Annotated in this window: 14 protein-coding genes; 10 read left to right on the top strand and 4 right to left on the bottom strand. The window is 35.6% G+C overall.

Going from position 1 to position 22,500, the window contains the following annotated elements:
- Positions 1 to 805 precede the first annotated feature (805 nt).
- Complete coding sequence (locus tag CG11_RS17620) at positions 806 to 2,653, bottom strand: tetratricopeptide repeat protein (RefSeq protein ID WP_052598143.1); 1,848 nt, start codon at positions 2,651 to 2,653, stop codon at positions 806 to 808.
- Between the two features lie 256 nt (positions 2,654 to 2,909).
- Between CG11_RS17620 and CG11_RS17615 the strand changes: the two genes are divergently transcribed.
- The 7 genes from CG11_RS17615 to CG11_RS17585 all read left to right on the top strand — a co-directional run bounded on the left by CG11_RS17615 (position 2,910) and on the right by CG11_RS17585 (position 11,809).
- Positions 2,910 to 3,608: a hypothetical protein gene (locus CG11_RS17615; protein WP_052598142.1), complete on the top strand. Its 699-nt coding sequence runs from the start codon at positions 2,910 to 2,912 to the stop codon at positions 3,606 to 3,608.
- 147 nt (positions 3,609 to 3,755) lie between these two features.
- Entirely contained in the window at positions 3,756 to 4,520 is a 765-nt protein-coding gene (locus CG11_RS17610) for a hypothetical protein (RefSeq protein ID WP_052598141.1), read from the top strand.
- Positions 4,521 to 4,713: 193 nt separating this feature from the next.
- Entirely contained in the window at positions 4,714 to 5,988 is a 1,275-nt protein-coding gene (locus tag CG11_RS17605; RefSeq protein ID WP_052598138.1) for a pitrilysin family protein, read from the top strand.
- Between the two features lie 122 nt (positions 5,989 to 6,110).
- A complete protein-coding gene (locus tag CG11_RS17600) occupies positions 6,111 to 7,868 on the top strand; it encodes a gliding motility-associated C-terminal domain-containing protein (RefSeq protein ID WP_081909587.1) in 1,758 nt (585 codons plus the stop codon).
- Positions 7,869 to 8,145: 277 nt separating this feature from the next.
- Complete coding sequence (locus CG11_RS17595) at positions 8,146 to 8,919, top strand: AMP nucleosidase (protein ID WP_052598134.1); 774 nt, start codon at positions 8,146 to 8,148, stop codon at positions 8,917 to 8,919.
- Between the two features lie 228 nt (positions 8,920 to 9,147).
- The gene (locus CG11_RS17590) at positions 9,148 to 9,597 is read left to right on the top strand and encodes an SRPBCC family protein (protein WP_052598132.1); all 450 of its coding nucleotides are present in this window, start codon (positions 9,148 to 9,150) and stop codon (positions 9,595 to 9,597) included.
- A 118-nt stretch (positions 9,598 to 9,715) separates the two neighbouring features.
- Complete coding sequence (locus tag CG11_RS17585) at positions 9,716 to 11,809, top strand: penicillin acylase family protein (protein ID WP_052598129.1); 2,094 nt, start codon at positions 9,716 to 9,718, stop codon at positions 11,807 to 11,809.
- 127 nt (positions 11,810 to 11,936) lie between these two features.
- Here the strand turns inward: CG11_RS17585 and CG11_RS17580 are convergent, their stop codons facing one another.
- Together CG11_RS17580 and CG11_RS17575 are read right to left on the bottom strand one after the other, a co-directional pair.
- On the bottom strand, positions 11,937 to 14,747 hold the full coding sequence (locus tag CG11_RS17580) for an outer membrane beta-barrel protein (protein WP_052598126.1): 2,811 nt from the start codon (positions 14,745 to 14,747) through the stop codon (positions 11,937 to 11,939).
- Positions 14,748 to 14,847: 100 nt separating this feature from the next.
- The gene (locus CG11_RS17575) at positions 14,848 to 15,621 is read right to left on the bottom strand and encodes a GLPGLI family protein (protein WP_052598125.1); all 774 of its coding nucleotides are present in this window, start codon (positions 15,619 to 15,621) and stop codon (positions 14,848 to 14,850) included.
- A 387-nt stretch (positions 15,622 to 16,008) separates the two neighbouring features.
- On the opposite strand from CG11_RS17575, the gene CG11_RS17570 reads away from it, so the two are divergent.
- From CG11_RS17570 to CG11_RS17560, 3 genes are all read left to right on the top strand, one after another.
- Positions 16,009 to 17,382 (top strand): hypothetical protein, encoded by a 1,374-nt coding sequence (locus CG11_RS17570; RefSeq protein WP_156039817.1) that lies wholly within the window; start codon positions 16,009 to 16,011, stop codon positions 17,380 to 17,382.
- Positions 17,383 to 17,452: 70 nt separating this feature from the next.
- The gene (locus CG11_RS17565; RefSeq protein ID WP_052598122.1) at positions 17,453 to 18,973 is read left to right on the top strand and encodes a cell wall metabolism sensor histidine kinase WalK; all 1,521 of its coding nucleotides are present in this window, start codon (positions 17,453 to 17,455) and stop codon (positions 18,971 to 18,973) included.
- Positions 18,970 to 19,680: a response regulator transcription factor gene (locus CG11_RS17560; RefSeq protein ID WP_052598121.1), complete on the top strand. Its 711-nt coding sequence runs from the start codon at positions 18,970 to 18,972 to the stop codon at positions 19,678 to 19,680. The genes CG11_RS17565 and CG11_RS17560 overlap by 4 nt, the downstream gene beginning before the upstream one ends.
- Here CG11_RS17560 and CG11_RS17555 read toward each other — a convergent pair.
- Positions 19,670 to 22,369: a TonB-dependent receptor gene (locus CG11_RS17555; protein ID WP_052598118.1), complete on the bottom strand. Its 2,700-nt coding sequence runs from the start codon at positions 22,367 to 22,369 to the stop codon at positions 19,670 to 19,672. The two genes, CG11_RS17560 and CG11_RS17555, sit on opposite strands and share 11 nt — an antisense overlap.
- Positions 22,370 to 22,500: the final 131 nt, after the last annotated feature.

Genomic DNA, 22,500 nt, shown 5'->3' with positions numbered 1-22,500 from the left:
AATGTATAGGTAGATTCTATAGAATATCGTTTTATATTGTCAAGTCAAGGTAATTAATAGTATTCCTTTGCCATTTCATTCGGCATTCGATTAATTAACAGTCTGTTTTTTCAAACGTGCCCAATACGAAATACGCTGCTTTGAGTAGACACCAACCATTTCATACTAGCATCCTACTAGAACGCCAACTCACAATTCACTGTTCCATCCCTAAAATATAAAAAGAACAGCCAAAGACTGTTCTTTTTAACCCTATGTTTCGCTATAAAAATAGCAATTTAAATTTTAGTTGCGTTTCAGTTCAGGAACAGGTTGAGGTGGGATTGCCACCTCTAGCTTTTAACCTATTCCATCCCAAGCTGCAAAGTAAGTAAGTAAGTAAGTAAGTAAACTTGTTGTTGTAAGTATGTTGTTGTTGTTGTAAGTCAATTTCAAAATAACAGTTGAAAAATACTACTGATTGCTTTTTTGGTCGTAATGTTTTAGCAGTATTTTTCAAACTGTTAGAACTATGTTTTCTATTTCTACTGTTTAATCAAGGTATTTTGATATAGAAATAGATGCCTTTTATTTAAATAAAAACGGTTTTATACGCCTGTTATTGGTGAAAACGAGGGTAAAAAAAAAAGGGTTGGGTCTTTTTTTATTTTTTTTTACAATTCTTCAAAAAAGATTATTTTCTCTTTTGCACCTTAGTCTATTTCAACTCTATAAACCCCGCTACAATGGGCATTTCAAAAAAAAAGCCTGTATAAATGTACGTTAGAAAAACATTTATACAGGCTTCATTTTTTTTATTCTAAGTTTATTCTTTTTCCATCGGCAGGTTTGCTTGTACTCGATCAGAAGCCACAACTCCCATGGTAGAAACAGGCAACGAACTTTCTTTGTATCCCATACACTGACCAGAGATGGTATACTTTTGATCAGGCTCTAATCGCACCTCTATTTCTCCTTGAGCATTTACATCCAAAACCGTTTCTTCTTGTGTAAACTTATTTTTGACAACTACTTTAGCATCGCTCAAAGGTCTAGAATTCGCAACATCCATTACTTTTAAGACAACAGCAAGCACAATATCTTCGCTAGGTGTCGGTGTTGGTTCTGTATTTACTGGAGGATTGTTGGTTGGGTTTCCAGTTGAACTAGGATTGTTGGTTGGTGTCGGCTCCGTATTCGTTGGATCTGATTTGTCGTCAGGAAGTGGAGTATTCTTTGGCTCATCAGCCTTCGGTAAATCTATTTCTCCTTTGTTAGCCTTATCCGCCAAAAAAGCAATGTACTCATCATCTGTCATACCATCTGGGCGTTTAGGAATATCGCTTAAAATAACAGGATGTTCGATTTCTGAAATACCAATACTCGTTCTAGGTGGAATTCCCTCTGGCAAGATTTGTTTTTCGGCACCAACCAAAACAAATTTAAAAATATCATAACTCTTAGCTCTATTAGACGATAAAAAACCTTGAGTTTGATCATCTGACATAATAAAAGAAACGTCACTAAAAGAAGAATTAAACGGCTGCCCTAAATTTTCGATTGGCAACCAATCTACTCCATTTCCAAGTGGACGGGTGCGAAAGATATCATAACCACCAAAACCAGGGTGTCCTTTTGAAGAAAAATACAAATCTCCATCTGGATGAATATAAGGCCAAGCATCATCTTTCTCGGTATTAATATCTTTTCCTAAGTTAATAGGATACGTCCAGCTATTGTCCTCATAATTACTCATCCATATATCTAGCCCTCCAAATGTTCCCTTCATATCAGAAGCAAAATACAAGGTTCTGCCATCGGCTGATAGTGTTGGATGTGTAAAATTACTTCCTTGCATTAAAAATTCCAATGGGCGCGCTTCTGTCCAACGACCATCTCGAAAAGACGAAGTCCAAATTTGCAAAACAGTTCCTCCATCTCTTGTTGGAACACTTTGAGAATAAAATACATGCAGACCATCTCTTGAAAAAGCGGCAGGACCATCGTGGCGTTCGTTACTATTCAAAGATTGTGTAAATTTTTCAGAACGTTTCAAATTTCCTTCGGCATTAACACCACTTACACGCATATTCAAAAAGCCCCTTGTGCGCATATCCCCCAAATCTTCGCCCAATTCATCCGAAGCAAACACAACCCCATCTCCGTAGTACGTAATTCCGATTTGGCGAGTAGCAGTATCATTAACCAAATCTTGGTTTAAGATATCAACATTCGTAAACAAAGGCTCAATATTCTCAATATCTTTACATTGCTGTATCAACGCGGCTGGCTCAGTCGATTCTGGGTTCTTTTGAGCATATATTTCAAATTGCTTGATGGCTTCGTCATACCTTCCCAAAGACATTAAGACTTTTCCATATTCCAAATAAATAGATTGTCGGTCATCCCCGTATTGCATGACTTGCTGATACAGTTCTTTAGCTTTAAATGGATAATCCATTAAGCGGTAACTATTTGCCAAGTTCATTTTTGCATCTACCCCTAAAAGCTTCGCTCCCGCAGTAGAGTTCCACAGCTTTTCGTATTCTACAACAGCATTCGTATAGTCTTTTTCTTTATAAAAAGCATTTCCCTTTTTTAAGTGCTGTATTCTTTGGGCATGAATATTGGATACAGTTAGCAAAACGCTAAATACTAGTATTATAATTCTCATATTTTTTTTTATTTGATAACGTTTTGCTAAGATAGCAAGTTTTGCTTATTTTAGACAAGCTTTCTTTTACAAAACATTACTTTTCTTATAAAAATACTTAATTCCCAGAATCAATAAGAATGATTCTCTTTCAATTGATAAAGTAGTAGTAGTATTATAAGCCCTTTAGTGTTGAGAGTACACATTTGATGAGAACTCCTAAAATACAACATTATTTTGTGAAATCCTTTTTTTAAGCAAACAAAAACAAAAAATTATGAAAACATTAATGCTTACACTTTTTGCTCTTTTGGCTTTGGTGTCAACTAGTTGGGGACAAATAGAATCTCCTGTCAAAGAAGAGACAAAAGCCAACAGCAAAGGTAGTTTTAACGCCTTAACAATGGAATTACCTGGCACAACAGCAAAGGGGGTCAACAAAGCTTGGGGGAAATTCATCAAGAAGCTAAAAGGCAAGACAAAATTCGATCGTAAAATGAACGAATATATTGCTGACGATGCCACGATCAAAGATATGAGTGACAACACCGTCGATATTATTCTAAAAATCGAAGAAAGAGGTCAAGAAGGAACAGCAATAGCTGTTTGGTTCAATTTGGGTGCTTCTTATCTCTCCTCTAAAGATTATCCCGAGCGCTACCCTGCTGGTGAGAAAATACTAAAGGATTTTGCCAATGTAGTATCAGCAGATATGATTGAAGCAGAGCTAAAAGAAGCTGAGAAAAAACTAAAAGAATTGGAAGATGCCCTCAAAAAATTAGAAAAAGAGGAAGCTCAACGCACAAAAGATATTGAGACTTACCGTGCTACCATTAAAAAAATGGAGGACAACATTGTAACAGCAGAAAGTGATATCAAAAAAAGTGAAGAAGAACAAGGCAATACAAAGTTGACAATTGAAGAGCAACAAAAAATTGTTGAAGAAATTCAAAAACGCTTAGATAGCGTAAAATAACTCGCTAAATTATTTCGAAATTTTATTCATACAAAGCCACCTAATGAGCTTTTGTCGTTCTTTCACACAGATCCAAAAGCTTAATTCGGTGGCTTTTTTCATGAAGTTTGTTTCCTTTTGCAACAACTTCTACCAAAACAGATTAACATGCAAAACACCGCACTACTTTTTATTATTTTCTTTAGTTGTATCGGTTACAACACGCAAGCACAGGAGGGTTGGACACTTTGGTTCAACAAGAATCAATTTGCCGCTCAAGATATCCCCAACTCGTTGCTTGATAAACAACAAAAACTGTCCGCTCGTTCGTATGCTAATGTCAATTGCGTTGGCTTAGCCCCTGACGGAGGATGGGTTATTTCTTATACCAATACAGCTCAGCAACCAACTGAATCGCACCTGTCTTGGGACGGTACTCATCGTGACTTTATGGCTATCTTGCAAGATATAAAAGCAGCAGGTTCTTCCATTCAACAAATTGCTTTTTCTCCAATTAACTCTTACAACAAACAAAGTTGGATTATTTTATATGATAACAATGAAGCCAACTGGAAAAATATTGCCCCCTCTCTAATCGACAAAATTATAGAACTCAATCAAGCTAATAGAACAATAAAGAGTATTGGATTATCTATTAATGGAGGTTGGGTTTTGATTGCTGATGACAATACTGTTTTTTGGGAATTGATTCCTGAAAAAATGATTTCAGAAATTAAGTTATTACAAAATAGCAATAAATTAATTCGATACGTTTCTTTCAACTTAGATAATGGTTGGGTTATTCTTTATGATAATAATGGTGCCAGTTGGGATAAAATTCCCAATAGCTTAATCACGCAAATACAAACACTACAAAAGCAAAACGAGTTTATCAAAGGAATTAATTTTTATACTATCAAAGGAAAATTATAAAATTTGAGTTGCTAGATAAGTTTTCAAACACCCCCTAACTCCATCTTTTCGCAACTGCACCTCTGTCCTTTCCCTTATTTAGGTCGATAACAACAAGTGTCAACAAACAGCGTGTGGAAGTAATTAAAAACGCATCAAGTAGTTATTTCGGTTACAAAAGTTTATATCTTTGCCAAAACTTTAATTATTAAGAATGATAAATCGCAGCAAAGCACCTCATATACAAACTGTTGGAACACTCAATTTACATCGTCCTATTGTTCATCAATTAAGCAATGGAATTCCTGTTTATGAAGTTAGTTTAGGTAGTCAAGATGTTATAAAACTAGAACTTATTTTTAAGGCAGGACGTTGGTGCGAAAAAGAAAAATTAATTGCTCGTATTACCTCTCAACTGCTCAAAGCAGGGAGTCATCAGCACAATGCAGAGCAGTTGGCTGATTTTTTTGAGTACTATGGTGCTTCTTTAAATATATACGATGGTTTTAACACCGTCAATATTCAAGTGTATTGTCTTGCCAAGCATCTAAAAATGCTGCTTCCTATGCTAGAAGAGTTGTTGACAACTCCTGCATTCCCTACCGAAGAATTGACAAAATTACTCAAACGCAATCGACAAAATTTAAAGGTGCAACTGCAAAAAAATGATGTAGTGGCTTACCGTTTGTTCACCGAAGAGTTGTTTGGATCTGAACATCCCTACGGCTACAATTCATCAGAAGATTCTTTTGACAAGGTTACACTAACTAGCATTCAACAACATTTCAAAGACAATTACACTGCAAATAATTGCACTATTTTTGTTTCTGGTAAGGTTTCTACAACAATTATTGAGTTGTTAGAGCAACACTTTGGTAGTTTGCCTTCTAGCACGACTGCTCCAGCCCCACAATGGGAATTAGCTCCATTGCAGTTACCAAAAAAAATTCATCAAGTACTTTCTGACGACAGCTTACAAGCTTCTATTCGTATTGGACGACGTACTTTTTCTAGAGAACATCCCGATTGTGACCAATTTTATATGCTTAATATGGTATTGGGTGGATACTTTGGAGCTCGGTTAATGCAAAACCTTCGAGAGGAAAATGGATATACCTATGGCGTTTACTCTTCTTTGGAAACACTGCGTTATAGTGGTTACTGGTATATTCACACCGATGTAGGAAAAGATGTTAAAGATGCAGCCTTAACTGAAATATATCGCGAAATAGAACGTTTACAAGATAGTCCCATTCCTTTACAAGAAATGGAAATGGTACGAAATTATACGTTGGGCATGCAATTAACCGCCCTAGATGGTGTATTTAATGTCGCTAGTATCCTTAAAAGTTTGGTAACAGCTGATTTGGATGATTCGTATTATTACAAATTTATTCAAACCATCAAAACGATTACTCCTGAACAAATACAAGCGATGGCTCAAAAATATTTGAACAAGGAGGACTTACTAGAAGTTGTTATTGAATAGTAACTTTATTATTTCGTTCTTTGATTCATTCATTAGTATTTAGCTATGCTGCTACTGCGTGGTTGTGGACTTCTTGTATCATTCCATCTTACTTATCAAAGAATTTATTACGTTAAAAACCAATGATGTATCTAAAAACTATTATTAGCCTCTTTTTTTGCCTCTACTTAGGACAACAACTACAAGCGCAAGCACCAGAAGTTTGCGCTCGTTTACTCTTGGGTTCGGGACAAGACTCCGTTACTTGGCAAGGGACTCCCTGTGCAGGTTTTGGAGGTTATGTCATTTTGGGGCAAGAAAATAATACAGGACCATTTATTCCTTTAGATACAGTTACAACAAACAATATTGTCCATTCTAATCCTAGCGAATCAATTTGGAACTATCAAGTTGGTATGTTATGTAACGGTACATTAACCAGCCTTTCTACAACGGTTAGCAATCAACGACCAGTTACCCCTGATTTGTTAAGTGTGAATATTGTTGGTAATTTTCCTGTTATCAGTTGGTCTGCCAGCCCTAGCCCAGAAGTTATTGGTTATCAACTATACAAAGAAAACCCTTATGGCTCAGGGAATTACTTTCCCTATCCCAATGCTAGCACCATCATCACCACAACAACTTATACCGATGTTACTGCTGTTGATTTGCTTGCACGGTATGCCATTATTGCTGTCAGTTCTTGTAACAAAAGTCTTCTTGGCTTGGGTGACCCTGTTGATGGAACCACAGGACCTCATACATCAATGGTTCTTCAAGGTACAATTGATTCTTGCAGTCGTGCTATTTCGATCCAATGGAATGCCTATGAAAATTGGAAAGATGGTGTTTTAAACTATGAAATATGGTTGAACAAAAACGGCACTGGTTTTCAGCGTCTGGAAACGCTTTCTAGAACGGCTACAGAATATAATTATAACAATGCGCAAGACAACGATATTTTAGTTTTTCAAATCAGAGCAATAGAAAAAAACAAGACTAATCAAGCACTGTCTAACCACTTGCGTTTTGATGTTCGGGTCAACCGTCCTATGGATTTTCTACATTTAACCAAATTAACCGTTACAAATGACAATGAAATTGACATCAGTTGGGAATGGGATACTGATGTTGATTATGCTGGTGGCAACCTTTTGAGTGGCACAAATCGGAATGAATTATCCTCTCGCTTGTCGTTACCTGTCATCGGTTCAGTAGCCAATGGTTTTACAGACAATCAAGTAGAACCTTACAAAAACAGTTATTATTACCAAGTTCAAACAGAAGATGCTTGTGGACATATTGTTACTAGTAATTTAGGGCAGACCATCTTCTTAGAAGCAGAGGCTTTAGAAAACTTTGAAAATCATATTACTTGGACCGCCAATACATTGGAATATGGCACGGTTCAAGAATATTGGTTGTACAAATATACGGGCAATTCTCCTCAACGCATTGCTATTTTACCTCCTACGACTCTTTCCTATACAGACGTCTTGGATGTAACCAATGAAAATGAGGCAGAAAATTGTTATTTTGTTATTGCCAATGTCAGCTTAAGCTTTCCGAATGGTCAATCTACTTTTACTCAAAGTCAATCCAATAGAGGCTGTGCGGTTCAAGGCTCTAATATTCAAATTCCCAATGCTGTCTCTCCCAATGGAAAAAATCGTTCTTTTCGTCCTCTGATTGTTTTTAGTCGTAGCATTCACAACTACTCTATGCTTATTTTTGATCGTTATGGTCAACAAATTTTTGAAACCAACGATCTGTATGATGGATGGGACGGCACGAAAGATGGGCAATCGCTCAAAATGGGTATGTATGTGTATTTGATTCGATTTCAAGCACCTGACGGTACTTGGATTGAACGTCGTGGAACGGTGATGCTGGTGCGGTAGGGGCGGTTATTTTCTCTTTAATCTCTTTCGATCCAATTACTTTATCTAAAATTTCATCTAGTTTATACTTTAACTTAAAGTAAGTTCTCAATAAACTCTTTCTAATAAAAGTTCCTTTTTTTCTTCAAAATTTTATTAATATTCTAAACCTTTCTTCACATAAATTTTAAGGTTTTATCACTCTCCTCTATTGCTTTTCTCCTCAATCATTTGTAAATTGCTAGTTTATTATTTATTATAAAAAAAGAGAAGATAATAACACACAACAATTATACATATGAAAACAAAAAAAGAGATTGTCGATAATTGGCTGCCTAGATATACGGGCACAGAACTAGAAGAATTTGGTGAATACATTCTCTTAGTCAACTTTAGCGGCTATGTGGTAGAATTTGCAGAGATGCACAATGTGGAAATGAAAGGTTTTGGCAAAGCCATGCAAACAGCTACCGCAGATGGAATTACAATTATCAATTTTGGTATGGGAAGTCCTAATGCTGCTACAATAATGGATTTGCTAACAGCAATTAGCCCCAAAGCTTGTCTATTCTTAGGAAAATGTGGGGGATTGCGAAGTGATAAAAATAAAGTAGGCGACCTAATTTTGCCAATTGCTGCCATCAGAGGAGAAGGTACGTCAGATGATTATTTCCCACCAGAAGTTCCTGCACTACCTGCCTTTGCTTTACAAAAAGCAATTTCTACCACTATTCGTGACAATGACCTAGATTACTGGACAGGGACAGTTTATACCACCAACCGCCGAGTTTGGGAACACGATTTGGAATTTAAAGATTATTTGCGAGCCATTCGTTGTTTGGCTATTGATATGGAAACGGCAACTTTATTTATCACAGCTTTTCGCAACAAAATTTCTGCGGGGGCATTATTATTAGTATCTGATATGCCAATGACCCCTGAAGGTGTCAAAACGTCACAAAGTGATAATGCTGTTACAAAAAATTTCGTTAACAGGCACTTAGAGATTGGAATACAATCACTAAAACAATTAATTAATAATGGATTAACAGTTAAACATTTGCATTTCTAAGTTTTACGGTGCTATAACGTATTAGACACCATTACGATTCACTAAGGACATCTGGATAAAACCGTATGTCCATTTTTTATGCATTGTGGTAAATTTCGCTAACTTTGTTTTGTTCCTTACTCCGTCAAAAAATCAACGGAGTATTATTGATTAATACTTTGTATAAAAATGTTTTTATAAACTCGGATTTAACGCATTGTTCTTAAATCCTGCAACTACATTAATAAAATGAAATTCCATATAGAAATTATTGTTGATATCTCTTTTGCGAAATTACTAGAGTTGTTTGAGAATCCTGATAATTTAAAAAAATGGCAACCTAATGTTATCAGTTTTACTCCCCTATCTGGCGAAATAGGTCACGTTGGGGCTACTGCCGAAATTCGTTACAACATGGTTGTAAAAGAAATTGTCATGAAAGAAACTATTCTGAAACGCAATATTCCAGATGAATTTGTATTGCGTTATGACTCTGATGGTGTTACCAATACTGTCACCAATAATTTCAAAGAGATTGCTCCCAACAAAACTCGCTGGATTATGGAGAACAACTTCAAATTTAGTGGTCTTATGAAATATGCCGCCTTAGCGATGAAAGGCATTTTCAAAAAACAAACAGAACTAACGATGGAGCGTTTTAAAAAATTTGCTGAAGAAATTTCCAAAGAAGAGGCCTAGCCCTCTTAATACTATACTTGATTAGAAGATTGGAGTCAATACATTACTATTATTCCTCTTTTAATCTTCTAATCAAGTATATCGCACCATTCTTTAACCTTTTAATCTCCCGATTTGAATGAGAATTGCATGCACGCTCTTGCTTTGTGGCCTCACTATTTTATCTTTTGGACAAACGGTAGCTCCTGTTGATTTGAATAATATTACAATAGCACGAGATGAATGGGGCGTTCCTCATATTTTTACCCAAACGGATGTTGAGGCAGCCTATGGGCTAGCTTGGGCTCACTGTGAAGATAACTTTGAACAAGTCCAAGAACCTTTTTTAGCTGCCAAAGGAATATTTGGAGCTGTACTAGGAAAAGAAGGCGCTTTATTTGATGCTATTAGCTTTTTGATAAAATCTAGGGAGGTCGTTGAAGAAAAGTACGAAACTACTTTTTCGCCCAAATTCAAGCAAATGCTAACAGCTTATGCCAGTGCTGTCAATCGTTATGCCGAACTGCATCCTAAAGAAATTAGACACAAGAAATTATTTCCAATTACGCCCAAAGACATTGCCGTTGCCTACAATATTTCAACGTCCTTGATTTCTAATATTCAGTTTAACTTAGGTCGTTTATTTGAAAATAACTTAGAGCCCATCACTTCTAGCAATAAAAAAAACTTGAGTGCGGGGTCAAATGGAATTGCTATTGCGCCACACAAAACGCAAGAAGGTAAAACTTTTTTGGTTTCTAATTCTCATCAACCACTTCGCTCTTACTTATCGTGGTATGAAGTCCACATCCATACTGAAGAAGGTTGGAATTTTACGGGGGCAACATTTTGCGGTGGTATTACTCCTTTTGTCGGCACCAACGAGCACTTGGGATGGACGCACTGTGTCAATTACAACGATTATTCGGATGTTTTTGAACTAAAAATGCACCCAAAAGAAAAATTAAAATATCAACTGGATGGAAAATGGTTGGATTTAGAAGAACGTATTTGGAAAGCAACTGTAAAAGTTTGGATTTTTAAGTTTGGCATTAGAAAAAAATTTTATTGGAGCAAGTACGGTCCTGTTGTTAAAAACAAAACTGGTTTTTATGCCTTGCGTTTTCCTTCTAATATGGTTATTGGTGCTCCTGAACAATGGTACCACATGAATAAGGCAACTAATTTAAACGAATTTAAAGCAGCGCTCAACCTTCAGCAGCAACCTAGCATTAGCACGACATACGCTGACAAGGAAGGCAATATTTTATTTGTTGACAATGGCTTGTTTCCTTATAGAAATCCCAATTATAATTGGAAAAATATAGTTCCTGGCGATACCTCAGCAACACTATGGGCAGCCAATTTCATGCCCATGGATAGTATTCTAACGGTAGAAAATCCTCCCTCTGGATATGTATTTCATATGAATGGGACAGGTTTTAATTCTACGGCAGATGTTGACAATCCTAATCCTGCGGACTACAACCCAACGATGGGATACATTACAGAAAACCTTCCTAGACAGTTGCGGTTTAAGGATTTGATAGCACAATACAACCAACTGAGTTATGAAGATTTTAAAAGAATTAAATACGATTATAAACATCGTTTCCCACTCTATACGAGAACCATACAAAATTGGGATTTGATTAGGCACTTATCTCCAAAGAAATACCCTAAAATTGCGGATATTATTGCTGTTTTTTCCAAATGGGATGGCAATGCAGATATTCACAACAAACAAGCAGCTATCTTTCTTCTTTCTACAATTTATATTTCTGATTATAGAAATAAAAAAGGCAATTCTGATCTTCCTATTACAATGGAAGAAGCTACTTTTGCCGATGCCTTACTATATGCTAAAAAATATCTTTTAAAGCATTTCAAAAGCTTAGAGATAGAACTAGGTGATTTGCAAAAACATGTTCGAGGTACTAAAGTAGCACCTATTGGGGGCGTTGGTGAATCTATTGCAGCCATGTATACAGTCCCTTGGAAAAAAGGTATGCGTCAAAGTGACTTAGGAGAATCGTTTATTCTTTTTGCCACTTATAACAAAAATGGTGTTGAAAAAATAGAAAGCATCAACTGTTATGGTGCTTCTAATCGTCCAGAGAGCCCTCATTACAACGATCAAATGGATTTGTTTTTACAACAAAAAACAAAGGTAATGAGCCTTAATAAGACAACTATTCTAGAAACCGCTAAAAAAATCTATCATCCTCAATAATTAAAAGTAAACCGCTACCTTGGCGACTCTATTGTTATACATTCCAATAGAATCGCCAATTGTTGGGTATAGCGGATTAAAAGAATATCATTTCGCCCCTAGTGCTTCTCCTTTCAAAATGCCCTAGTTATTCCTCTATAAGCTGGATGCCATCATTGGGATTTTTAGCCCCTACTTGTGTGATTTTGTATCGAGCAGAGAGCATTATATAACGTCCTAATGTATTGGCTCTACTCTCCAAAATCATATCATTCTGGCTAATGCGTCGAACAGATAGTTGCTGATCTAAAATATTAAATACTCGTAGCTCAATTTTTAATTGGTTGGCATCTAAAAAGGTTCGGCTAATTCCTGCTGACCACATTGGAATGTATAGATTTTCTTCAAAGGAAGGATCAGCATAAATCTTATAATCAAAACTTGTATTGATGTTCCATTTTTTTGCAATAGTCACTTTTACATCGCTATAAGCAACATAGTTGAGATAACTTGTATTGAGTGAATTATTAATTGAGAACGCACTTTTATTGAAGTCTATTCGAGTTCCAACGATTGCATCAACTATTTTCTTTTTACGATTTTCTAAACTTGCTTTAAATGTATACCGCTGCGTCAACTCCTCGTTAGCAACTGCATTAATTTGACTTGTTCGTTGATTCACTTCAGCATTTACTCCTATATTAAACTTGATTCCCAAGACTTTGATTGGTCGACTAAAACTCAAGTACAATCGCCCTTGATATCCCACCGTTGTATTTTCTGGTTGGTAACGTATTCGCAAGTTTTCATCAATTATCTGATTGTCTACAATCTGATTTTGTAATACTGTAAAAGAAGCATTTGCAAAAAATGAAGTAAATGAGAATTGTTCAAATAAGTTGTATTGAATATCTATTTCGTGGTGGTACTCTGGATTTAAATTAGGATTACCAATATACAAAGCTAAAGGACTATTATTATTAATAATTGGTTGTAACTGTTGTATTTGAGGCTCTTTTATCCTTGTTTGATAACGAAAATCCAAATTACTTGAGTTACTAATTTTATAATCTAGAGCAATTGCGCCCAATGGATAATAATAAGTTCTTGCTAAATCAGCTTGACCATTGGTAAAAATTCCTTTGAGGAAACTGCGTTGCAAAGCGGCTTCTATTGTAATGGTATAGGGCTTTTGATTTCGTTGGAAACGTGCTGTTAGGGTTTGGTAATTGTATTCTTTTTGAAATAGATTGCTCAATGCGGAATTGATTCGATTATTTCCATGCTCAATATCATATACTTGCCGATCTTTTGTATCTAAATTCAACATTCCGACCAACTTAATATCTAAAAAGTTTCGTTTACCGAGCGGCTCTATAAAAGAAAATTCAGCTCCATAAATTTGCTGATTGCCCAGCACCAGTTGATCCTGATTCAGAGAATCGACCAATTGTAAACTACCACCATCATTGTACAAATTAGTTGTCGAAATATTGGTACTTGTTTGATTGTCTTTGCTATAACCAAACACCAAATTTGACATTAATACTCGTCCTTTTTTCTTGAATTTTTTTCGATACAGTACGTTAGAGTTTAACCCCCATCCCAATTGTTTTTGGTTATAACCTTGATCAATTTCATTAAGCAACTGGTTGTTTCCACCAAAACTCTGTTCTCTTGTCTGGCGATTAGATGCAGCATCATTCCATTTGAACCTTATCTCAAATTTTAAGTCTTGTGTTGGGTCAAACTCATGCGTAAAAGTCGAATTAAGGTTGTGATTTCCTGCTTGAACAGAACTATTAAGCCAACTATTACGAATAAAAAACTGATTGAGATTGACGGATCTCGAAAAATTATACGCATCCTTTTCTCGATTTAGAATACTATAAAAATAATGGGTGCTCCATTCTGTTTTATTACTAATAAACCAATTAAAATTGACGCCTCCACCAATTGTTTGTGCGATTCCTTCTTGATTATTCATCAATAAAGCTCCTAAAGGATCATCTTCACTAATTTCCAAATTAAGGCTTCCACCAGACATCATGGATTGAATGCCTCCCATCAAATTAATATAATCCATAAAGCTAAAACTTTCCTCATTGATATTATTAATTGCCCCAATGGTAGACAAGCGCATTTTGGGATTAAAATAATTCAAACTTACATTGCCCAAATAACGATGGTTTTCTGAAGTAGCTTCAAACTGATCTGGAACAGAATAACCATATCCACCTTCTAAGTGTCCAAAAAAACCATGCTTTTTATCTTCTTTTAGGGTTAGGTTAATGGTCTTTTTTTCAACACCATCATCCACACCAGAAAACTCAGCCATCTCTGATTTTCGATCATAAACCTGAACTTTATTAATCGCATCAGCAGGCAAATTTTTCATTGCCACTTCAGGATTATCTCCAAAAAACTCTTTTCCATCGACTAAGATTCGATCTACTGTTTCTCCCTGCGCCTTGATCGTTCCATCACGTTCGACCTGCACCCCTGGCAATTTTTTTAGCAACGCTTCTACATTATCGTGTTCTTGTGTTTCAAAAGCATCTGCACTATACTCTAGCGTGTCCCCATTCATACGAATAGGAATACGTTCTTCAACGACCTCTATAGATTCTAGCAACTCACTTTTTTCTTTCAAAACAATAGTTCCCAAGTCCATTTTTTGGTTCAAGTCCAGTATCTTTTCATAATCTTCATACCCCATGTAACTAATTTTCAACAGGTAATTCGTTCTTTTAGGTGCTGTTATTTTGAAAATTCCCTTTTCATTGGTCAGTGCATATTCCTCCATGGTAGAGTCTGGTAAATTTAATAGCAAGACCGTTGCACCAACTAATTCTGTTGCATTTTCATCTGTCAAGGTTGCTGATAATCCGTAATAATTTTGTCCATACCCAAAAAAAGATAGGCATAAAAAGCAGGTTGTAAAAAAGATACATTTCATAATTAAGAAGAGGATTGATAAGGTGAATTAAAGTGATAGCATGCAGCTTTTACACTGCATGATCTATCACTCAAAAGCACAAGCTATTATTGGTTATGGTTTATCGTTCAATTGTTTCGGTTTGAATAATAATATTGCCATCTCCACCATATTCATCCGCCATTTCTTTTTGTTTTTGTTCTACAATTTCTTTGAATTGAGCAGCCGTTACTTTTTTACCTTTTTTAGGGGCGACAATTTCTTTTCGATCTACTTTTTTAAATTCTACTTTAGTCGCATCAATCTTATAGGTACCATCTTTCATACGGACACTTAGAATTGCACCAGGTAACCCATGAAAACTACTAGGTCCCACTTCTACAGGAATAGCATTAGTAAACCAAGCTTCTACCGTTTCTCCATCTTCTGAAGAAGTTGTGGTAGCTTTAGTACAGGTATAACCCAATATTTCCTTTGTTTCTTTTGTTATTTTCCATTTTTCAGGTTTGGTTTCGCCAATTAGGAATTTTTTTCCAAATAGCTCTCGGCTTTCTATAGAAGATCGATTCTTAATGTTGTAGAAATAAGCACTTTCTGGAACTTCCATTTTTATTTCAAAATCAATATCTGAATCCCCATCTTGATAGGATATATCTTGCTCTGTCTCTTCTGGACTATTGGTATACAAAGATGCCTCTGGATGAAAGGTTAGTACATTTTGAGAAGACTGCTCTGTTGGTATTTGTGCCTTCATTTCTTCTGGAAGGTTTTTTAATTCCTCTAAATTGATATCTAATTGTATGGTTTCTGTGTAATGGATGGTTCCTTCTGTATTTTGTGAAAAAGCTGGACTGATTAATAATAATAAAAGTACGCTTGCAAATAATGACTTCATTCTTAGTTGATTTTATAAGTTTATGATTGAATTATCTGTAGGCTGCTTAATTTACTCTTGAGCATCTTGTGTCGATCATTTTGCCAACAAACAGCCATTGAATAGCCAAACTACTTGTTTATAATTCGTGCAGCTATTCGACCTTACAAAGGTAGAGGGAAGAAAAGTTAAGGGGTGTTGAATAAAGTTAATTAAGGTTAAAACAGCATTTTTAGGGATACTATAGACCTTTATTTTTTGCAAATTTTTTCAGAGAACTAAAAAATGAAAACAAGTTTAGACGGCTTGGCACTATTTTCAATACATACTTTGTATCTTAGGTGATAGTCTACTAAAAAACAGGTAGTTTATTGGTCACAGGTAAACTTTATGATTAACTTTTTTTACATGAAATTAAGTCTCTATCGATTTATTTTTTATTTCTTTTTAACAACTGTTCTTAGCTACTTTCCTAATATTTTGCTAAGTCAGGGACAGGTTCCTCAGCGTTCTTGTACTCCTCCTTCTGAACAAGAGTTGGGGCTGTTGCTTCAAGAAATTATTTCCACGACACAACATCAAGGGCTTCAAATTGGAGGAGTAATAACAGGAGCTTTTTCTCAAAAGGAACAAATGGATTGTGTTTTGTGGCTAAAAGAACAAACAACCAAAGGAACAACGACCAAACGTCAAATCTTTAAATTGGTTTGCCAACAGTCACAGTGGCAAATTGTTGGACAAGACAACCTCCCTCCTGGTATTCATCTATCTGAAAGAAATTTTATAGACGTTACTGGAGATGGTCTATTGGAATTGGTCTATAGTTTTTCTTATGTTAATCAACAATGTATTGATGGCTGTGCTATTGCCTCCTTTCAACAAGATCACCTTGATGTTTTGTATCAAAAAAGTGAACAACATCATTGTCAAGATATTGATTGGAGTCTTTATCAACAATCTATGGGTTTACCGTTTATCCGTTATCAATTAAATTTAATAGAACACCCGACAGAACCTTACATCATAGAGAAACGGTTTGTAAAAAAATTTCAAGGAGGGCATTCTCAAGAAACAGTCATTCAACAAGCAAGCATTGACAGTTCTTCCATTCAACTATTTTACCATCAAGGAAGCAAACAGTTTATAGAACCGATACAAGCCTCTTGCAATGCATTGGCTTTTGAGAACAATGTCATTGATATTCGGCATCCAGCCGTTCGTCTTGCACATCAACACATCAACAAAAATGCTAAACAATACTTTGATATTGAAGGGGTCTATAAAGCTAATTTTTCTAATAAAGATCAAATTGATTATCTCTTTTATACCAATACATTTCAACACCATAACCAAAGTCCAGTCAGGCGAAAAGCAATTAAAATCGTTTGTGATGGTCTGGCATGGAAAATAGCAGGCATTTTATACGTTTCTGAGCATTTTTCTGCACAACATATTGTCGATGTCAATGGAGATGGTATAGACGAAATTATAGATGAGCAAATACAGCCTGAAAAAAATGGTTGTACCAAAACGTACCGCATTCTCTCTTTTCAATCTAAAGTTGGGCAATTAATTTATAGCCATAAAAATCGCTATACCTCTTGTACCAATCAGCCTCCTACTCCAAGCCCTAATAATGGCACGCCTATCGGATTAGAATATACCATTCATTTTGAAGATGTAGACAATGATGGTGTTAAAGAACTGATACAAACTTCTGGGCAAGAAAAACATACCTTTGTTTACAATAGCCAACAAAATCGCTACATTCTCGAACGTTAAGTCAAGTTGAGTAAGGTTAAATAAGGTTAACAAATTCGACACGGCATTAATATCTTATGTATCTTGTTGTATGAATTTTGAGAAACAATATAGAAAATCGACTATTTTCTTCAGTATTAGCCTTCTTTTTTTGATTGCATTTTTAGGCGTTTGGCTACAAAACATCTATCAAGATAAACAAGAAGAATTGGAAACTGAAGTGAGTTTTTTGTGGCTAAAATCAATCAAAGGCATCGAGGAAAAGAGTTTTTCCAAACTAATTTTTGCAACCATCTCTGAAGTAACAGATTCTAGTAGTTTTACAGACAAACAAGAACACATCCAATCCATCATTAAGCGAACATTTGGAGATAGCGTTCCTCATGAGTTCAAAACCATTGAAAAAAAGACAGGTGCTAAGCAATTTATTTTCAAAAGTAAGCAAGAACATCAAGATGTCGAAATCACATTCGAGCAAGAGGATAGCAGCTTTTATTCTATTGACTCTCAAAATACGCAAATTACCATTAGTACAGACATAGACTTTGTTTCTGAAAGTTCCGATTCATTCTTTGAGAACATTTCATCTAGTCAGTTGCAATTTTTGGAAGTATTCTCTCTAGACACCAATCTCGTTAGTTCTAAATTAGAACAAGAATTAAAACTTGCTCAATTGCCTATACGTTATCAAATTCATGCCCTTGAAGATTCTATTAATACCCAAGACATGATGAACGATCGCTTTTTTACAGAAACAGCAACAGGAGGAAAATATAGACTGGAACTCGATTATGCTGCTTTTTTTCTCTTAAAAAAAATGTGGTTGGAAATTTTCATGAGCCTGCTGCTATTAACTGTCATCACCGCTTCTTTTTACTACATGCTAAACAGCTTAAAGGAACAAAATAGATTGGTTACCATTAAGAATGACTTAATTAGCAATATTACCCACGAGTTAAGAACACCTATTTTCACAGTATCGGCAGCATTAGAAGCCCTCGAAAGTTTTAATGGTCTAGACAATCCCGAACGAACAAAAGAATACTTGACCATTTCTAAAAATGAGCTCAATCGATTATCCATTTTAGTAGAAAAAGTTTTAAAAACTTCCTTGTTTGAACAAGATGCTCTAAAAATCAACTACGAAGTTTTTCCAATTGCACCATTGTTGCAAACAATTTCTAATTCGTTGCAACTACAATTAGAGCAAGAAAATGCGCAGTTAGAAATTTCATTTCAAGAAGCAAATTTATTGGTACGTGCAGACAAAATTCATTTAACCAATGTTATTTACAACTTGATTGACAATGCGTTAAAATACAAAGCTGCTCGTCCGTCCCAAATTCAAATAGAGGTTTTTAATACGCCAACTCAAACTAATATTGTTGTTAGTGATAATGGTATTGGAATTCCTGAGGCATACTTGAATCAAATTTTTGACAAGTTTTTTAGAGTTCCCAAAGGGAATCAACACAATGTCAAAGGATATGGTTTGGGGCTGAATTATGTTTCTAATATCATACAACAACATCACGGAACGGTTACGGTTCGGAGCCAAGAAGGCGAAGGCAGTCAATTCACTATTTCACTTCCTAAATATTCAACAACATGAGCGCAATAAAAATCTTTTATGTGGAAGATGAGATTTTTTTATCTAAAATCATCAAAGAAAGTTTAGAAAGTCGTGGCTATGAGGTTTGCTTGGTTCGAGATGGTCGCTTTGCCGAAGAAGAATTTCTTGCCTTTGAACCAGACATTTGCGTCTTAGATATAATGCTACCGAATAAGGATGGATTTGAGATTGGACAAATGATCAAAGCAGCCAATCCAACCATTCCAATCTTGTATCTTACAGCCAAAGACCAAACAGATGACGTTTTGAAAGGCTTTAAAATTGGAGCCAATGACTATATCCGAAAGCCTTGTAGTATCGAGGAGTTGATTGTTCGAATTGAAAATCTTTTATTATTAACCTCTAAAAAAACAGCAACTGAGGCAACCAACAACTATGAAATCCGCATTGGTGATTTCACTTTTTTTACCCACAAGTATAGTATGCAACACCTTGATGGCGAAAACATTTCGTTATCACACAAGGAGGTAGAATTGCTCAAGTTATTTGCCCACAATATCAATCAAACCATTAACCGCCAAGATATATTGGATCAGGTCTGGGGCGATGACTCTTTTTTTAATTCTCGAACATTGGATGTTTATATTACCAAACTGCGGGGGTATCTGAAGAAAGATAAACACATCAAAATTATAACCCTTCGAGGAGTTGGGTATCATTTTTTAGTAGAAAAAGCTAATTCTTAATTTGGTATTTTATTTTCAGCATTACATAACGCCCTAGGAGAATCGATTGATGTTCGGATATGACACCATCTTGATTGTAGCGATTTACTTGCAAAGCTTCATTAAGTAAATTTTCTCCCATCAGCTCAATTTTCAACACATTGTCTTTCAAAAATGTTCGGTTGATTCCTGCCGTCCAAATAGGTACTGCAATCGCATCGCCATATCCTGTATTGGTATAAATCTTATACTCAAAATTACTGGTCAAGTTCCATTTTTTGGCAATCGTTACTCGAACTTTCGCAGCGTAACTGTGATTGATATAAGAAACATTTAATTCACTATTATTGGCATATAAAGCATTTCCAACTACTAGTTTGGCGGTAGCTAAAATGTCTACAATTTTTTTCTTTTTATTACTTAGTGTTAAGCTTGCATTATAATCGTGATTGAGTTGCTCCGTCAAAATCCCATTCAACATAAGAGGACGTTGATTTAGACTTGCTCCTCCTCGCAAAGCTACCTTCATTTGTAGTTTTTTGAAAATAGTATTATAACCAAAATGTATCCCTGCTCGATAAGTCAGACCATCATTGATAGGTTGATAAATAGCTCTAAGATTTTCGTCAAATGTTTGGGCTTGGATAATTGTATTTTGTGTTAAGTTAAAATTTAAACTGGTATAGAAGTTGGTAAAAGTCAATTGTTCCCACCAATCCAATCGAATCCGAATATTATGATGATATTCAGGTTGCAAATCGGGGTTTCCTATTCTCAATACCAAGGGATTTTGGTTGTTAATAATCGGTTGTAGTTGTTGCAACTGAGGCTCAGAAAAACGAGTCCGATAGGTCAATGTTATTTTTTTGCTTTTGGAGATGTAATACCGAAATCTAAAGTTACCTGTTGGGAAATAAAACGCTTGAATAACTGGACTTGAAGCGGAAGCTACGACACCTTCTAAGGCACTTCGCTTGACGCCCAAACCAATATTTAGCTGATAAGCTTCTACTTTTCGTTTGAAGGTAATATTTAGTTCTTGATAATTATAATGCCTCCAATAAGCATCTGAAAAAGCAGTATTTTCAATTCGTTGCTGCCCCATTATATCATAAGCAGTTTGATCATTCTGTTCGTTTTTAATTCCTCCCAAGAGCTTAAAGTACAACTTATTGGATGTTCCAATTGGTTCTCGAAACGTTATATTTCCATTGTAATTCTGTTTATCCCCCATACCAATTTGTTCTTGTTGTAACGTATCCACAACCTTTAACACCCCATTGTCATTATACAACTCTGTTAAGGAATTGTTTTCAGAATCGTTATTATTAAAAGTAAAATCAGAGGCTATATTAACAACCAATTCTCGACCTTTTTTCTGAAATTCTTTTTGGTAATTTAAAGAAGGAGCAATCGAAAAACGCATGGACTCGGAGACATAGGCTTGGTTAAGTCTATTCTCCAAAGAATCATTGCTTCCTAATGTTTCCTCATTGATGGATCTTTTGTTGCCTCCAATCTGGTATCTTGTCCGACATCGAAAACTTATTTGCTGAGAAGAATCTATTTGATGCTTGATACTAGCAAATAAAAAATGCATTTGTGGATAGGATAAGTTTTGCTCTATGCTATTTCTTATGTACTCATTGTTGGGCAATACAGATTCTCTATAACTGTTTCTTTCAATGGTTGTCAAACTATTATTATAATAATACGTCAACCCTAACTCTGTTTTTTCAGAAGCAAAGATATTCATATTCATTCCAGATGTTATAGATCGAATAATTCCTGGGCGCAAATTATTAGAAGCCCCCCTCATATCACCCACGGGATCTATTTGCCCTGATTCATTCACATTGTTAATATTACCAAACAGGGTTGTGCGAAATTTAGGGTTGAAATAATTAAGGCTTACCACTCCTTTGTATCGATGGTTTCCCAACTCCGCAGGCAAGTTTTTCACAACCCTTGGCGGTAACGTGTAGCCATATCCCAATTCAACATTTCCTATTAACCCCGTTTTAGCAGACTCCTTGAGTTTGAGATCAATTGTTTTTTCATCCTCTGTTGTTTCAACTCCTTGTTTATTTTTTTGGGTATCGGTAATATCGATGTTCTTAATCGCATCTGCGGATAAGTTTTTAAGAGCAGCTTGAGCATTATCACCAAAAAAAGTCTTCCCGTCTACTAGGATTTCGGTTACTTTTTTGCCATTCATGGTAATCACTCCATTGGGGTCAATCTCTAAGCCTGGCAATTGTTTCAATAAGCTTCCTACATCATCATGTGTCCGAACATTAAATGCGGCAGAATTGAAAGACAGTGTATCTCCTTTCATCTGAACAGGAAGGTGTTCGGCTGTAACTTCTACCCCATCCAACAAAGTATTTGCCGCCTCCATTTTCACAACTCCTAACAAAGTATCTGTTGCGAGTAACAATGTTTTGGAGTAGGCACGATACCCCAAATAACTTATTTGCAACAAATACGTACTATCCCTCTTAGCTGATAATTGAAATTTTCCAGCGTCGTTGGTCAAACCATACGAAGAAAAACTAGAATCGGGCAAATGCAACAAAACAACCGTAGCGGCAATCAGAGGTTGTCCTTCTTCGTCCACAACACTCCCATTTATGCTTGCTGTTTTTTGCGCATGTAAGGATGGATAAAAAAAAGAAAATAGAAACAAACAGAAGATAAATGGTCTCATAAAGATGGAAGATAAAATGCTAGTGCTAAACAGGGTGCTGCACGGAACTTTTTAAAACTTCAAATTTAGGTTTTTTTTATGTTAACTGCGTTGTTTATGAACTGATATTGTTTTTTTGAGTACAGCAATCA

It is taken from the genome of Aureispira sp. CCB-QB1 (assembly GCF_000724545.1).
Classification (GTDB): Bacteria; Bacteroidota; Bacteroidia; order Chitinophagales; family Saprospiraceae; genus Aureispira.
This window is presented reverse-complemented; position numbering and strand designations above follow the sequence as displayed.

Excerpts from the sequence above, each read along its gene's own strand:
- CG11_RS17590 (WP_052598132.1), top strand. The coding sequence starts at position 9,148 with ATGAAATTCCATATAGAAATTATTGTTGATATCTCTTTTGCGAAATTA.
- CG11_RS17610 (WP_052598141.1), top strand. The coding sequence starts at position 3,756 with ATGCAAAACACCGCACTACTTTTTATTATTTTCTTTAGTTGTATCGGT.
- CG11_RS17595 (WP_052598134.1), top strand. The coding sequence starts at position 8,146 with ATGAAAACAAAAAAAGAGATTGTCGATAATTGGCTGCCTAGATATACG.
- CG11_RS17620 (WP_052598143.1), bottom strand. The coding sequence starts at position 2,653 with ATGAGAATTATAATACTAGTATTTAGCGTTTTGCTAACTGTATCCAAT.
- CG11_RS17575 (WP_052598125.1), bottom strand. The coding sequence starts at position 15,621 with ATGAAGTCATTATTTGCAAGCGTACTTTTATTATTATTAATCAGTCCA.
- CG11_RS17560 (WP_052598121.1), top strand. The coding sequence starts at position 18,970 with ATGAGCGCAATAAAAATCTTTTATGTGGAAGATGAGATTTTTTTATCT.
- CG11_RS17570 (WP_156039817.1), top strand. The coding sequence starts at position 16,009 with ATGAAATTAAGTCTCTATCGATTTATTTTTTATTTCTTTTTAACAACT.
- CG11_RS17555 (WP_052598118.1), bottom strand. The coding sequence starts at position 22,369 with ATGAGACCATTTATCTTCTGTTTGTTTCTATTTTCTTTTTTTTATCCA.
- CG11_RS17615 (WP_052598142.1), top strand. The coding sequence starts at position 2,910 with ATGAAAACATTAATGCTTACACTTTTTGCTCTTTTGGCTTTGGTGTCA.
- CG11_RS17580 (WP_052598126.1), bottom strand. The coding sequence starts at position 14,747 with ATGAAATGTATCTTTTTTACAACCTGCTTTTTATGCCTATCTTTTTTT.
- CG11_RS17585 (WP_052598129.1), top strand. The coding sequence starts at position 9,716 with ATGAGAATTGCATGCACGCTCTTGCTTTGTGGCCTCACTATTTTATCT.
- CG11_RS17605 (WP_052598138.1), top strand. The coding sequence starts at position 4,714 with ATGATAAATCGCAGCAAAGCACCTCATATACAAACTGTTGGAACACTC.
- CG11_RS17600 (WP_081909587.1), top strand. The coding sequence starts at position 6,111 with ATGATGTATCTAAAAACTATTATTAGCCTCTTTTTTTGCCTCTACTTA.
- CG11_RS17565 (WP_052598122.1), top strand. The coding sequence starts at position 17,453 with ATGAATTTTGAGAAACAATATAGAAAATCGACTATTTTCTTCAGTATT.